This is a genomic window from Xanthobacter sp. DMC47 (assembly GCF_056313845.1).
The window spans coordinates 355,351-369,885 of record NZ_JBQUZM010000004.1 but is presented as its reverse complement, the minus strand read 5'-3'; the positions used below and the strand labels follow the sequence as shown (position 1 = coordinate 369,885).

General features: G+C 66.9%; 10 protein-coding genes. 6 read left to right on the top strand and 4 right to left on the bottom strand.

What is annotated here, in order from left to right; genetic code table 11:
• Positions 1–25 precede the first annotated feature (25 nt).
• Genes ACT54R_RS13410 through galE form a run of 5 tightly spaced genes read left to right on the top strand, consistent with a single transcriptional unit; the run spans position 26 to position 5,091 of the window.
• Positions 26–457 carry an LbetaH domain-containing protein gene (locus ACT54R_RS13410; RefSeq protein ID WP_476327038.1) on the top strand — a complete coding sequence of 144 codons (432 nt, stop codon included), beginning with the start codon at positions 26–28 and terminating at the stop codon, positions 455–457.
• A gap of 12 nt (positions 458–469) precedes the next feature.
• Positions 470–2,164 (top strand): GMC oxidoreductase, encoded by a 1,695-nt coding sequence (locus ACT54R_RS13405; RefSeq protein ID WP_476327036.1) that lies wholly within the window; start codon positions 470–472, stop codon positions 2,162–2,164.
• A gap of 32 nt (positions 2,165–2,196) precedes the next feature.
• Entirely contained in the window at positions 2,197–3,129 is a 933-nt protein-coding gene (locus tag ACT54R_RS13400) for an aldo/keto reductase (RefSeq protein ID WP_476327034.1), read from the top strand.
• Positions 3,122–4,045 (top strand): glycosyltransferase family 2 protein, encoded by a 924-nt coding sequence (locus ACT54R_RS13395; protein WP_476327032.1) that lies wholly within the window; start codon positions 3,122–3,124, stop codon positions 4,043–4,045. The genes ACT54R_RS13400 and ACT54R_RS13395 overlap by 8 nt, the downstream gene beginning before the upstream one ends.
• Positions 4,046–4,095: 50 nt before the next feature.
• The gene (gene galE, locus ACT54R_RS13390) at positions 4,096–5,091 is read left to right on the top strand and encodes a UDP-glucose 4-epimerase GalE (protein WP_476327031.1); all 996 of its coding nucleotides are present in this window, start codon (positions 4,096–4,098) and stop codon (positions 5,089–5,091) included.
• A gap of 23 nt (positions 5,092–5,114) precedes the next feature.
• On the opposite strand, the gene sseA is transcribed toward galE, so the two are convergent.
• The 4 genes from sseA to ACT54R_RS13370 all read right to left on the bottom strand — a co-directional run bounded on the left by sseA (position 5,115) and on the right by ACT54R_RS13370 (position 10,098).
• Entirely contained in the window at positions 5,115–5,987 is an 873-nt protein-coding gene (gene sseA / locus ACT54R_RS13385) for a 3-mercaptopyruvate sulfurtransferase (RefSeq protein WP_476327030.1), read from the bottom strand.
• Between the two features lie 66 nt (positions 5,988–6,053).
• Complete coding sequence (locus ACT54R_RS13380) at positions 6,054–7,082, bottom strand: cysteine synthase A (RefSeq protein ID WP_476327028.1); 1,029 nt, start codon at positions 7,080–7,082, stop codon at positions 6,054–6,056.
• Between the two features lie 124 nt (positions 7,083–7,206).
• Entirely contained in the window at positions 7,207–8,682 is a 1,476-nt protein-coding gene (locus ACT54R_RS13375; RefSeq protein ID WP_476327026.1) for a cryptochrome/photolyase family protein, read from the bottom strand.
• 69 nt (positions 8,683–8,751) lie between these two features.
• The gene (locus ACT54R_RS13370; RefSeq protein ID WP_476327024.1) at positions 8,752–10,098 is read right to left on the bottom strand and encodes an MFS transporter; all 1,347 of its coding nucleotides are present in this window, start codon (positions 10,096–10,098) and stop codon (positions 8,752–8,754) included.
• 628 nt (positions 10,099–10,726) lie between these two features.
• Here ACT54R_RS13370 and ACT54R_RS13365 point away from each other — a divergent pair.
• Entirely contained in the window at positions 10,727–14,455 is a 3,729-nt protein-coding gene (locus ACT54R_RS13365) for a vitamin B12-dependent ribonucleotide reductase (RefSeq protein ID WP_476327022.1), read from the top strand.
• The last annotated feature ends 80 nt before the right edge of the window (positions 14,456–14,535 follow it).

Below are 14,535 nucleotides of genomic sequence, written 5' to 3'. Positions count from 1 at the left end.
GCCGAAGTGGCACGGGTGGAGGCGCATGATCCTGCGCGCCTTCGGCGCGACGATTGCGCCCACGGCCGGCATCTACCCGAGCGCGCGCATCTGGTCTCCCGCCAATCTCGAGGTGGGGGACTACGCCTTCATCGGGCCCGACGTGACGGTCTATTCCATGGGCCGCATCGTGCTCGAGCCCTACTCCCTGGTCTCGCAGGGCGCTCATATCTGCGCCGGCACCCACGACATCGAGGACGTCAATTTCCAGCTGCGCACGGCACCGATCCGGATCGAGGCCCGGGCATGGGTGGCGGCCGAGGCTTTCGTGGGGCCGGGCGTGACTGTGGGACGTGGCGCGGTGCTGGGGGCGAGGGCGTGCGCCTTCAAGAATCTGGAACCCTGGACGGTTTACGTGGGCAATCCGGCCAAGGCGATCAAGCCCCGGAAGGTTCGCTTCCCTGATTGTCCCAACTAGGGCGCGGCTTAAATGTTCGTCTCCCTCGGCCAATTGTCGGGTCTACCGCCGCATGATGTCTGCGTCGTCGGCAGCGGGCCCGTGGGCATCGCCGTGGCGCTGGCGTGTGAGGACGCGGGCCTGAGCGTCCTGCTCCTCGAGGCGGGGCAGGAGCAGCCCGACGCTTTCGCGGCGGGCCTCGGTGCCGGCCACAAGGTGGATGAGCGGCGTCACGCGCCGACGGACATCGCCATGTGCCGCGCACTGGGGGGTACATCGCGCTGGTGGGGCGGACGATGCGTGCCCTTCGATGACATCGACTTTGCCCATCGGCCGTTCGTGCCGGATGCGGTCTGGCCCATTCCCCACACCGAGATCGCGACCTATTACGCACGCGCCGCCGCCTATTTCGCGATCGGACCCGCGCGCTTCACGGCGCCCTCCGTCGCCGGCTCCCTAGGAGACGTGGAGTTCGAGCGCCTGGAGCGGTGGACGCCGCAGATCAACATGGGCGTCCTGCATCGGGATCGCCTTGAAGTATCCCGCCGCATCACCGTGGTCCTGGGGGCCGCCGTCACCGCCGTGCATCTCGATGCCAACGAGCGCCGGGTTGAGTCTCTCACGGTCGGTGGCGCCTCGGGCGCCCTGCGCATCACACCTCCGCTCACGGTTCTGGCCTGCGGCGGCCTGGAAACAGCGCGCCTTCTCCTCGTGTCCCAACAGTCGCACCCGCGCGCCTTCGGGGGCCTCGGGGGGCCTCTGGGCCGGACCTACATGGGGCACATTTCCGGCAAGATCGCCGAGTTCGTCCTGGCGGACCCCGCATCCGTCGCCGACCATGACTTCTTCCCGGATGAGGGCGCCTACGTCCGGCGCCGCCTGAATCTGACGGGCGAAACGCAGATGCGGGAGGGGGTGCTGAACACCGCCTTCTGGATCGATAATCCGCCGTTCCATCAGCACGAGCACGGCAACGGCGTGCTGTCGCTGGTGTGGTGCGCATTGGCCTTCGCCCCGGTGGGACGCAGGCTTGTCTCGGAGGGGGTGCGGGTCGCCCACGTCGGCGCCCAGCCCCACCGCTGGGGGCGCCACATCTGGAACGTGGTGCGCTCGCCGTTCGGCACCTTGTCGGGCATTCTGAAGATCCTGCAGGCCCGTTTCCTCGCGAAGCCCCGGCGACCGGGCTTCCTCGTGCGCAATCGGGCGGGTCGCTACTCGTTGCACTATCACGGGGAGCACGCGCCGCATTCCAGGTCGCGGGTGGTTCTTTCCGATCGCTGCGATGCCCTGGGCATGCCTTTTCTCGACGTGGACCTGACGTTCACGCACGGGGATGCGGAATCGATCGTGCGCTCCCACGAGGTCCTCGATGCGGCCTTGCAGCGCGCCGGGATGGGGCGGCTGATTTACCGGCAGGCCGATCGCGATGCGCGTCTGGCTGCGGTGCTCGACCAGGCGGCCGACGGCTTTCATCAGGCTGGCACCACCCGCATGGCCGCGACGCCCTCCGAGGGGGTGGTCGATGCCCAGTGCCGGGTCCATGGCGTCGAGAATCTGTTCGTGGCGGGAAGCTCGGTGCTGCCATCGTCGGGACAGGCCAATCCCACCTTTGTTGCGGTGGCCCTCGGGCTGCGGCTTGCCGACCATCTGGCGGGGCTCAAGCGCGCGGGGGCGGATGTCGCCGCCGAGCCCGGTTCCTCTCTCCTTCATGAAGGAGCACGTGCTTGAGACAGGTCTTTGTCCCCGCCCTTCAGCGCGAGGTGTCCTGCATCGCCTTCGGCTGCGCCTCGCTGGTCTCTCGCGTCTCGGAGGCAGACGGCGTCAGGGCCATCGGCCGCGCCCTGGATCGCGGCGTGACATGGTTTGACGTGGCGCCGCCATATGGGGACGGCCATGCCGAGCAACTGTTGGGCAAGAGCCTCGGTGCCCGGCGAAGGGATGTGGTCATCTGCTCCAAGTTCGGCATTTCCCGCCCCAACGTGTCTTTCGCGGCGCAAGTGCTGCGGCCGCTGGCGCGGCACGCCGTAAGCCTGATGCCGGGACTGCGACAGGTGGCGCGGCGCTCGCGCGATACGGGCGAGGTCGTGGGAATTCAGCCGGCTGAGATCGAGACGTGGCTGGACGAAAGCCTGCGCCGGCTCGGCACCGACTATTTGGACGTCTTCGCCTTCCATGATCCCTCGCCGACGACCGCTGCGAGCGAAGAGACACATGCGGCGCTTCAGGCGCTGGTTGCCAAGGGGAAGCTCCGCGCCGTCTCGATCGCCGGTCCCCTTGCCGCGATCAGTGCGGCTGCTGAGGCCGGCCGGCAGCCGGATGTGGTTCAGTTCCGGGAATCGCCCTTCATGGGTGCCGCCGACGCGGTGCGGAAGCTGCCTTGGGCACGGGAGCCGCTGCTGTCCACCCACGGGGTCATCGGCTCGGGCGCGCTTGAGCGGATCAGGGGTTTCGACGCCGCCAAGCGCGCGCGCCTTGAAGCCTTCGCGCGCCGTTGGGGTATCGCGAGCGATCGCTGGGAGCCGGAGAGCCTGATGCGGTTCGCCTTCGCCAACAATCCCACCGGCCTGGTCCTGTGCTCCATGTTTGCGGAGCGCCACCTGGAGGCCAACGTTGCGGTCGCCGCATGGCAGCCTGACCCGCGATATGCAAAGGAGTTCCTGGAGATACTGACAGATGGGGGAAACAATGCTTGATCTGTCGGTCGTCATCCTCACTTACAACGAAGAGCGGCATATCGTCCGCGCACTTGAGTCCATTCGCAGCATTGCGAAGGAAATATTCGTCATCGACAGCTTTTCCACCGACCGCACCGTGGAACTGGCGGAAGCGGCCGGTGCGATGGTTCTGAAGAACAAGTTCGTCAATCAGGCCCAGCAGTTCGAGTGGGGAGTCCAGAACGCGCCGATCACCGGATCCTGGATCATGCGTCTCGATGCCGACGAGGTGATCGAGCCCGATCTTGTGGCGGAAATCGAAGCGAAGCTGCCGACGCTGGGCACCGATGTCGTGGGCATCAACCTGAAGCGCAAGCACATCTTCATGGACCGCTGGATCCGGCACGGCGGGCGATACCCCGTCATCCTCCTGCGCATCTGGCGGCGCGGCCACGGGCGGGTCGAGAACCGGTGGATGGACGAGCATATCATCACGTGGGGTGGACGAACCGTGATGTTCGACGGCGGGTTTTCCGACCACAACATCAATGATCTCACCTTTTTCACCGACAAGCACAATAAATACGCCACCCGAGAAGCTATCGATGTCTTGAATCGCAAATACAGCCTCTTTCCGATGGATGAGGAAATCCCGGGTGGGTCTGCGTCTTTCCAGGCTTCGATGAAGCGTTGGATCAAAGAGGGGATTTATAACAAATTGCCTCTGTGGGCCGGACCCGCGGGCTTTTTCATATACCGATACATCTTTAAGTTCGGTTTTCTTGATGGACAACCCGGTTTGATCTACCATTTCCTCCAAGGAGGCTGGTATCGATTCCTGGTCGGTTCAAAAGTCGTCGAATATGAGCGTGAGCTCGTCGGGTGCGCCAGCAATGCGGAGCGCCTGGAAATGCTGGAAAAGCTCACAGGGTATCGCCTGAGCAATCCAGGCTGACGGCAAGACCAGACGAGACCGCCGCAGCACTTGGGGCGAAAGGACATTGAGTGGCCGTTCTCGTCACCGGCGGAGCCGGGTATATTGGAAGTCATACGGCTCTCGCCCTTTGTGATCGTGGCGAAGACGTCGTGGTGCTTGACGATCTGTCTTCAGGGTTCTACTGGGCGGTCCCGCCGGCTGCAGAGCTTGTGGTTGGGGATGTCTGCGATCAGGAACTGGTGGGCCGGCTGATCGACGAGCGCGGCATCACGGAGATCGTCCACTTCGCAGCGCGCATCCTGGTGCAGGAGTCGGTGGGCGACCCGCTGCGTTACTACCTCGGCAACACGGTCAAGACGCGGGCTTTGCTGGAGACGGCGCTCGCCCGCGGGGTGACTCGCGTGATCTTCTCGTCCACCGCGGCTGTCTATGGCGAGGCGCAGGTGGATATCATTCCCGAGGACCAGCCGACCGCGCCGATCAATCCCTACGGACGTTCGAAGCTGATGAGCGAGTGGATGCTCGCAGACGCTGCGCGCGCCCATGGTCTCGCCTATGTGGTGCTGCGCTATTTCAACGTGGCCGGGGCTGATCCGGCGGGCCGCGCGGGCGAGACCCGCCGCGTGGCGACCCATCTCGTCAAGGTGGCGAGCGAGGCGGCCTCGGGGGTGAGGCCCGGCGTGGAGATTTTCGGGACCGACTATCCCACCCGGGACGGCTCCTGCATCCGAGATTATGTCCACGTCTCCGACCTCGCGAGCGCCCACGTGGCCGCGCTTGATCACCTGCGGGCGGGCGGCGCGAACCTCACGCTCAATTGCGGCTACGGGCGCGGCTTCTCGGTGAAGGAGGTCGTGGACGTGGTGAAGCGCGTGTCGGGCGTCGATTTCCCCGTGAAGCTCTCGGGACGGCGCGCCGGCGATCCCGCCTGCCTCGTGGGGGCTGCGGACCGTATCCGCACCGAGCTCGGCTGGACCCCGCAGCTCGATGACCTCGAGACCATCGTGCGTCATGCCCTCGGCTGGGAAGAGCGCCTGGCCGCGCGGAACGCGCGGGCAGGGTAGGGCGGGTCGGGCGCGGCGCGCTCTCAGCCGACCGCGATCTCCTTGCCGCTCGCGCCCCATTCGGTCCAGGAGCCGTCGTAAAGCGCGAGGGGCTGCTTTCCAATCATCTCCAGCGCCACCCAGAGGATGGCGGCCGAAACGCCCGAGCCGCATGAGGTGATGACCGGGCGGGTGAGGTCGAGACCGGAGCCGTCGATGGCCTTGCGCAGGTCGGCCGGCGGCAGCAGACGGCCGTCCTTCACGAGCAGGCCGTGCGGCAGGTTGAAACTTCCCGGCATATGCCCGGAGGGCAGGCCCTCGCGCGGCTCCGGCGCCTCGCCGCGGAAGCGGGTGTCCTGGCGGGCGTCCAGCACCTGGGCGGAGCCGGTCTTCAGCGCCTGATCCACCCGCTCGATATCGGCGACCAGGGAATGGTCGAAGCGGGGCGTGAAGCTCGCCGGCAGGCGACGCACCGGGCCATCCTCCAGCGGGCGGCCCTCGGCCTTCCACTTGGGCAGTCCGCCATCCAGCAGCTTCACGTCGCTCGCACCGAACGCGCGGAAGGTCCACCACACGCGCGGCGCGGAGAACAGGCCGACGGAATCATAGACCACGATGCGCAGGCCATCGCCAATACCCAGCGCGCCCATGGCCACCGCAAAGCTGTGCGCGTCCGGCAGCATGTGGGGCAGGGAGGTGGAGTGATCGGCGATGGTGTCGATGTCGAAATGCACCGCGCCGGGAATATGCTCGGCGAGATATTCCTTCGCGCCGCTTCGGCCCGAAGCGGGCATGTGCCATGAGGCATCCACAACAACGAGGTCCGGCGCGCCGAGATTGGCCGCGAGCCATTCGGTGGAGACGAACGGGCTCTCGGAGGTGTCCACCGGCAGGGTAGTCTCGGACGCAATGCTCATGACGATCTCGCGCGCATTCGGGCGGGGCGCGGTTTCCTCGGCCGGAACGCGCCCCGCGTCAAGCCGTCAGACGAGGACGTTCGGGACCTCGGCCTTGCGTTCCAGCCAGGCCGGCACCGGCAGGTTCTTGGATCGCAGGAATTCGGGGTTGAACAGCTTCGACTGATAGCGGGTGCCATAGTCGCAGAGGATGGTCACGATGGTGTGGCCCGGCCCAAGCTGCTTGGCGAGGCGGATCGCCCCGGCGACGTTCACGCCCGAGGAGCCGCCCAGGCACAGGCCTTCGTGCTCAAGCAGGTCGAACACGACGGGCAGCGCCTCCTCGTCGGGGATCTGGAAGGCGGCATCCACCGGAGCATCCACGAGGTTGGCGGTGATGCGCCCCTGCCCGATACCCTCGGTGATGGAGGAACCCTCGGCCTTCAGTTCGCCGGTGGTGTAATAGGAATAGAGCGCGGCGCCCATGGGATCGGCGAGGCCGATCTTGATGTCCTTGTTGCGCTCTTTCAGGGCGATGCCGATGCCGGCCAGCGTGCCGCCGGTGCCGACGGCGCAGATGAAGCCGTCCACCTTGCCCTGCGTCTGCTCCCAGATTTCCGGGCCGGTGGTGTCGATATGGGCCTGACGGTTGGCCACGTTATCGAACTGGTTGGCCCAGATGGCGCCGTTCGGCTCGGTCTTGGCCAGCGCCTCGGCGAGGCGGCCGGAGACCTTCACGTAATTGTTGGAGTTGGCGTAGGCCACGGCCGGGACTTCCACCAGCGTCGCGCCGGCGAGCCGCAGCATGTCCTTCTTCTCTTGGGACTGGGTCTCAGGGATCACGATCACAGTGCGGAAACCCAGCGGCGCGGCGACCAGCGCGAGGCCGATGCCGGTGTTGCCGGCAGTGCCTTCCACGATCACGCCGCCGGGCTTCAGCTCGCCCCGCGCCACCGCGTCCTGGATGATGCCGAGCGCCGCGCGGTCCTTCACCGACTGGCCGGGATTGAGAAATTCCGCCTTGCCGATAATCTCGCAGCCGGTCTCCTCGGAGGCCCGCTTCAGACGGATGAGGGGTGTGTTTCCGATGGAGTCCACAAGGCCGTTACGGATCATGGAATAAATACCTTCATCGCAATGTGAAATTTAATGGGCCCTATGCTGCCTCGGCGTGCGTCTTCCCTCAATAGCGGCGTTGCAAGGCTGGCGCAAACGCGCGGGATTGCGCCGGGAAGAGGTGTCAGCGGGCCGCCGCGCGGGCTTCTGCGGGAGCTGCGTGCCGCAGATGCTCGAAGGCGCGCAGGGCGCGATCGCGGGCGGCGGCATGGTCGACGAGGGGCTTGGGATAAGTTTGGCCTAGCCTGATGCCGGCTGCGGCGAGGGTGTCCTGCGGCGCGGTCCACGGCTGGTGGATGAGCTTTGCCGGCAGGCGCTTCAGCTCGGGCACGAAGGTGCGCACATAGGCGCCGTCGGGGTCGAACTTCTCGCCCTGAGCCACCGGATTGAAGATGCGGAAATAGGGCGCGGCATCGAGGCCGGAGCCGGCCACCCATTGCCAGGAGGCGGCATTGTTGGCCGCGTCCGCGTCCACCAGCGTGTCCCAGAACCACTCCTCGCCCGCCCGCCAGTCGATGAGCAGGTGCTTGGCGAGGAAGGAGGCGACCACCATCCGCACCCGGTTGTGCATCCAGCCCGTTTGCCAGAGCTGGCGCATGCCGGCGTCCACCAGCGGATAGCCGGTGAGGCCGCGCCGCCACGCCTTCAGCTCGCCGGAGCACTCCCGCCAGGGGAAGGCATCGAAGCTCGGCTGGATGTTGCGCCGGGCGATGTCCGGGTCCTCGGCGAGGAGGTGGTAGGAGAACTCCCGCCAGTAGAGTTCCGCCTCGAACTTCGCCGCGTCCGCGCCCGGCACATCGCCCGCGTCCACCGCGTGGCGGACGGCGAAGAGGATCTGCCGCGGGGAAATCTCGCCGAAGCGCAGGTGCGGCGAGAGGCGAGAGACGTGATCGAGATCCGGCCGATCGCGGCCGGTGGCGTAGCCCTTGAGGCCATCGGCGATGAAGGCGGAAAGCCGCTCCCGCGCCGCCGCCTCGCCTACGCTCCATGCCGTGCGGATCCCGCCGGCCCAGTCTGGCTTTTCGGGCTCCAGTGCGAAGCTCTCCAGCGTGTCGCCCTCCGGCAGACGGGCCACGCCCTTGAGGCGCTTCGGTGCGGGGAGGGGCGGGGAGAGGTCGCGCTCACGCAAAGCGGCGCGATGGAATGAGGAGAACGTGCGCGGCATGCGCCCCGAGCCGCCAAGCACGCTGCCGGGTGGATGGAGCAGGTGGGCGCAGAAGCGCAGAACACGCCGCTCCTCTGAGGCGAGACGGGCGGTAATGGCCCGGTCCAGCTTGCCTTCGGCTTCGCCCGCCCGATCGTTGAACGCGACCGTGGCCGCGCCCAGTGCGGAGGCGATTTCCGGCACGATGCGGGTGGCCGGTCCCTGCCGCAGGATCAGTGGGATACCTTGGTGGGAAAGCTCGGCCCTGAGCGCGCGCAGGGATTGGGCGAGCCACCAGCGTGCGGCGCCGCCGAGCGGGCGGATGTGGGGGCTGTCCTCATCGAGGACATAGAGCGCGGCGATGGGCGCGCCGATTTCGGCGAGGGCGTTCAGCGCCGGATTATCGGCGAGGCGCAGATCGTCGCGGAACCACAGGAGGGATGGAGCGGCTGTCATGACGCACCTTCCTACGCGGACGGGACACGGGAGGTTCACTCCCTTTTCCCGTCCGGCGCAAGTGGTGCGTCAGTGGTCCATGTTCACGTCACGGGTTTCCTTGCCGATCAGCAGGGCCGTGAGCGTGAGCAGCGCCATGACGGAGAGATAGACGCCCACCCAGAAGGGGCTGCCGCCGCCATAGCTCCACAGCGCCACCGCGATGAACGGGGCCACCGCCGCGCCGAGGATGGACGAGACGTTGTAGGAGATGCCCGACCCCGTGTAGCGCACGTTGGCCGGGAACAGCTCCGGCAGCAGCGCGCCCATGGGGCCGAAGGTGAGGCCCATCAGCGTGAAGCCGATGATGAGCCACGCCATCACGCCCACCGGCCCGGCGGAGAGGATCGGCACCCACAAAAGGCCGAACAGCACGATGGCGGCGGTGATGCCGATGAGCGTGCGGCGGCGGCCCCAGCGGTCGGCCCAGGGGCCGGACACAAGGGTGAAGATGCCGAAGAACACCACGCCGCCGATCATCATCAGCACGAAGGTGCGGTAGTCATAGCCGAGCCCGGGCACCGCCGCCGTGGTGGGGGCGCGGCCGTAGCTGAGCGAGAAGGTGGTCATCAGGTAGAACAGGACGTAGGTCGCGAGCATGTAGAAGGTGCCGAGGATCAGCTCGCGCCAGTGCGTCCTGAAGGCGGCAGCCAGCGGCAGCTTCTGGATGCGGCCGTGCTCTAGCGCCTTGGCGAAGGCCGGGCTCTCCACCAGCGAGATGCGCACCCACAGGCCGACGATCACCATCACCGCCGAGAACAGGAAGGGCAGGCGCCAGCCCCACGAGAGGAAGGCGTCGGACGGGCGGGACGGATCGCTCGACGGCATCAGCGCCGCGATGGCAAGGAACAGGCCGTTGGCGATGATGAAGCCGATGGGGGCGCCGAGCTGGGGGAAGGTGCCGTAGACGGCGCGCTTGCCGGCCGGCGCGTTCTCGGTGGCGACCAGCGCCGCGCCGCTCCACTCGCCGCCGAGCGCGAAGCCCTGGGCGAGGCGCAGGATCACCAGCAGCAGGGGCGCGAACCAGCCGGCGGTCTGGAAGGTGGGCAAGAGGCCGATGAGGAAGGTGGCGATGCCCATGGTGAGCAGCGCGCCCACCAGCGTGATCTTGCGGCCCTTCTTGTCGCCGAGGTGGCCGAAGAAGATGGCGCCGAGCGGCCGCGCCACCATGGCCGCGCCGAAGATGGCGAACGAGGCGAGGAGCGCCGTCGTATCGTTGCCGGCCGGGAAGAACAGGTGCGGGAACACCAGCACCGCCGCGGTGGCATAGACGTAGAAGTCGTAGAACTCGATGGTGGTGCCGACCAGGCTCGCGAGGATGACACGCGAGCGGGGATTGACGGCGGGCGCCGCATCGGCGGCGAAGGTCGTGGACATGCCGGTACTTTCCAACTGCGCCCCGTAAAGGCCGGGAGCCGTTGGCGGCGGCTAAAGGGTCCGGCAATTTTCTGTCGCGTCGGCAAGGGGCAGAGAAGGCCGGCGCGCAGCGTCTTTGGCCGTCCAGATAGATTATTGCGCGCAGCGACGCCAGTGCTTGGATCCTGAGCCGGCGCGACGGTGTCCTGCGGGTAACGCATGGCGGCCGTGCCGGGGACCGTCATCCACCGCCCGCCTCAAACTGTGGATGACGGTGATGACTCTCCGCCTCCACCCCTTGTGGCTTCCGCGGTCACGGACTGGTGAAAATCGAGCCGGCGCAAGGCCCATTAAGAATTTGATAACCTGCGGGCAGGCACCATATGTAGTAGGAAGTGGGGCTTGGGACCCCAAATGATGGCGAAGAGGGGTTTGACCGGCGGGCCAGACTCGCACTAGCGTTCGGTCCTCGGCAGCCGGCATCCCACGGGTTACGTATCGGTGGATGCTGGCGGGCCTCCCGGAACCCGCGAATTTCCAACCCGCCTGGCGCGGCGCGCTGCGCCATGCCCGTCGGTTTGTCACGTCCGCCACATTCGTCTTGTAGACTGATCGGCCCGAGCGGGGCCGAGCCGAAGGAGCACCGGTCATGCGCGTTGAACGCCGCTACACGCAAGAGGGTCGTTCCCCTTACGCGGACATTCTGTTCCGCGAGACCGTGAGCGAGATCCGGAACCCCGATGGCTCCGTGGTCTTCCGCCAGGAGGGCATCGAGGTGCCTGCGCAGTTCTCGCAGGTGGCGTCCGACATCCTCGCGCAGAAATATTTCCGCAAGGCCGGCGTGCCCGCGCGCCTGAAGAAGGTGGAGGAGAATTCGGTCCCCTCCTTCCTGTGGCGCTCCGTGGCCGACCACGAGGCGCTTGCCGGCCTGCCCGAGAAGGAGCGCCTGATCGGCGAGACCTCGGCCAAGCAGGTGTTCGACCGTCTCGCCGGCACCTGGACCTATTGGGGCTGGAAGGGCGGCTATTTCGACAGCGAGGCCGACGCCCAGGCCTTCTTCGACGAGCATTGCTACATGCTCGCCATGCAGATGGCCGCGCCCAACTCGCCGCAGTGGTTCAACACCGGCCTGTTCTGGGCCTACGGCATCGACGGACCGGGGCAGGGCCATTTCTATGTGGACTACCAGACCGGCGAGCTGACGGCTTCCACCTCGGCCTATGAGCATCCCCAGCCCCACGCCTGCTTCATCCAGTCGGTCAGCGACGATCTGGTGAGTGACGGCGGCATCATGGACCTGTGGGTGCGCGAGGCGCGCCTGTTCAAGTATGGCTCCGGCACCGGTTCCAACTTCTCCGCGCTGCGTGGCGAAGGCGAGCGCCTGTCCGGCGGCGGCCGCTCGTCCGGCCTCATGAGCTTCCTCAAGATCGGCGACCGGGCTGCGGGCGCCATCAAGTCCGGCGGCACCACCCGCCGCGCCGCCAAGATGGTGGTGGTCGACGCCGACCATCCGGACATCGAGGCCTATGTGGACTGGAAGGTGATCGAGGAGCAGAAGGTCGCTTCCCTCGTCACCGGCTCCAAGCTCAATGCCAAGCATCTCAAGGCCGTGCTCAAGGCCTGCGTGAACTGCGAAGGCAATGGCGACGACTGCTTCGACCCGGAGAAGAACCCGGCGCTGAAGCGCGAGATCAAGGCCGCCCGCAAGGCCTCGGTGGCGGATGCCGCCATCCGCCGGGTGATCCAGTACGCCCGCCAGGGCTACAAGGACATCGACGTCGCCATCTACGACACCGATTGGGACGGCGAGGCCTACATCACCGTCGCCGGCCAGAACTCCAACAATTCCGTGCGCGTCACCGACGATTTCCTGCGCGCGGTCGAGGCCGACGAGGACTGGAAGCTCATCCGCCGCACCGACGGCAAGGTGGCGAAGACCGTCAAGGCCCGCGAGCTGTGGGAGAAGATCGGCTCGGCCGCCTGGCACTGCGCCGATCCCGGCATCCAGTTCCACACCACGGTGAACGACTGGCACACCTGCCCGGCGGCCGGCGAGATCCGCGCCTCCAACCCGTGCTCGGAATACATGTTCCTCGATGACACGGCCTGCAACCTCGCCTCGCTGAACCTGCTGCAGTTCCGCGACGCCGAGAAGCGCTTCGACGTGGAGAGCTACGAGCACGCCGTGCGGCTGTGGACCGTGGTGCTGGAAATCTCGGTGCTGATGGCGCAGTTCCCCTCGCGCCGCATCGCCGAGCTCTCCTACGAATATCGCACGCTGGGCCTCGGCTACGCCAACATCGGCGGCCTGCTCATGTCGAGCGGCATTTCCTATGACTCGCCCCAGGGCCGCGCCATCTGCGGCGCGCTCTCGGCCATCATGACCGGCGTCTGCTACGCCACCTCCGCCGAGATGGCGAAGGAGCTGGGCACGTTCCCGGCCTATTCGGGCAATGCCCAGTCCATGCTGCGGGTCATCCGCAACCACCGCCGCGCCGCTCACGGCATCGCCGAGGGCTATGAGGGCCTCTCCATCGCCCCGGTGCCGCTCGATCACCTCTCCTGCCCGGATACCCGCCTCGTCGCCCACGCCACGGCGGCTTGGGACAAGGCGCTGGAGCTGGGCGAGAAGCACGGCTACCGCAACGCGCAGGTCTCCGTGATCGCCCCCACCGGCACCATCGGCCTGGTGATGGATTGCGACACCACCGGCATCGAGCCCGACTTCGCGCTGGTGAAGTTCAAGAAGCTGGCCGGCGGCGGCTACTTCAAGATCATCAACCGCGCCGTGCCCGAGGCGCTGCGCACCCTCGGCTACAAGGAAGCGGAGATCGCCGAGATCGAGGCTTATGCGGTGGGCCACGGCTCGCTCGCCAACGCGCCGGCCATCAACCATGGCTCGCTGCGCGCCAAGGGCTTCGACGATGCGGCCATCGAGAAGGCCGAAGCTGCGGTGAAGACCGCGTTCGACATCAAGTTCGCCTTCAACCGCTGGACGTTCGGCGAGGAGTTTCTCGCCAGCGCCCTGAAGGTGCCGGCCGCCCAACTGGCCGACCCGAAGTTCGACCTGCTCGCTTTCCTCGGCTTCTCCAGGGCCGACATCGATGCCGCGAACGTCCACGTTTGCGGAGCGATGACGCTGGAGGGCGCGCCGTTCCTGAAGGCCCAGCACCTGCCGGTGTTCGACTGCGCCTCGCCGTGCGGCCGCATCGGCAAGCGCTACCTCTCGGTGGAGAGCCACATCCGCATGATGGCGGCGGCACAGCCCTTCATCACGGGCGCCATCTCCAAGACCATCAACATGCCCAACGACGCCAGCGTCGAGGATTGCAAGGCGGCGTACCTGCTCTCCTGGCGCCTCGCGCTGAAGGCCAACGCGCTCTATCGCGACGGCTCCAAGCTCTCCCAGCCGCTCAACGCCCAGCTCGTGGCGGACGAGGAGGACGAGGACGACGCGCTGGAGGCGGTTCTCGCTCAGCCCAACGCAGCCCGTACCGCTTCGGTCACCGAGAAGATCGTTGAGCGGGTGGTGGAGCGCATCGTCGAGCACCGCGTGCGCGAGCGCGAGAAGATGCCCGACCGCCGCAAGGGTTACACCCAGAAGGCTGTCGTGGGTGGCCACAAGGTCTATCTGCGTACCGGCGAATATGATGACGGCCGCCTCGGCGAGATATTCATCGACATGCACAAGGAGGGCGCGGCGCTCCGCTCGCTCCTCAACAACTTCGCCATCGCCATCTCGCTCGGCCTCCAGTACGGCGTGCCGCTCGAGGAATATGTGGACGCCTTCACCTTCACCCGCTTCGAGCCCGCCGGCCCGGTGCAGGGCAACGACACCATCAAGTACGCCACCTCCATGCTGGACTACGTGTTCCGCGAACTGGCGGTGAGCTATCTCGGCCGCAACGACCTCGGCCACGTGGACCTGTCCGAGACCGGCTTCGACGCGCTCGGCAAGGGCGTGGACGAGGGCAAGGCGCCGACCAATCCGTCGGCCCGCATCGTTTCCAAGGGTCTTGTGCGCGGCAAGACTGTGAACCTGCTGGTGCCCCAGCCGGTCGTCAGCGAGCCGCGCTCCGGCACCGACAATGTGACGATGCTGCGGGCGTCCACCGTCGGCGCGACCGCGCTGAAGACCGAAACTTCCGAACTCGCCGAGGCCACGCCCGAGGTGGAGCATCTGGAAGCGGCGGTGGAGAGCCTGATGGAGAAGTCGCTCCCCTGGTCCGCCTCCGCCCGTAAGGCCGAAGCCCGCGCCGAAGCCAAGGCCAAGGGCTACGAGGGCGAAGCCTGCCCCGAGTGCATGAACTTCACCATGGTGCGCAACGGCACCTGCCTGAAGTGCGACACCTGCGGCGGGACCACCGGCTGCAGCTGAGCGATTTCGCCTCCTCTGTAACAAAAATGCCCGGGCCTGCGGTCCCGGGCATTTTTCGTTTTGGTCCAAGCCTGAGGTCG

Excerpts from the sequence above, each read along its gene's own strand:
- ACT54R_RS13410 (WP_476327038.1), top strand. The coding sequence starts at position 26 with ATGATCCTGCGCGCCTTCGGCGCGACGATTGCGCCCACGGCCGGCATC.
- ACT54R_RS13405 (WP_476327036.1), top strand. The coding sequence starts at position 470 with ATGTTCGTCTCCCTCGGCCAATTGTCGGGTCTACCGCCGCATGATGTC.
- ACT54R_RS13395 (WP_476327032.1), top strand. The coding sequence starts at position 3,122 with ATGCTTGATCTGTCGGTCGTCATCCTCACTTACAACGAAGAGCGGCAT.
- sseA (WP_476327030.1), bottom strand. The coding sequence starts at position 5,987 with ATGAGCATTGCGTCCGAGACTACCCTGCCGGTGGACACCTCCGAGAGC.
- ACT54R_RS13380 (WP_476327028.1), bottom strand. The coding sequence starts at position 7,082 with ATGATCCGTAACGGCCTTGTGGACTCCATCGGAAACACACCCCTCATC.
- ACT54R_RS13375 (WP_476327026.1), bottom strand. The coding sequence starts at position 8,682 with ATGACAGCCGCTCCATCCCTCCTGTGGTTCCGCGACGATCTGCGCCTC.
- ACT54R_RS13370 (WP_476327024.1), bottom strand. The coding sequence starts at position 10,098 with ATGTCCACGACCTTCGCCGCCGATGCGGCGCCCGCCGTCAATCCCCGC.
- ACT54R_RS13365 (WP_476327022.1), top strand. The coding sequence starts at position 10,727 with ATGCGCGTTGAACGCCGCTACACGCAAGAGGGTCGTTCCCCTTACGCG.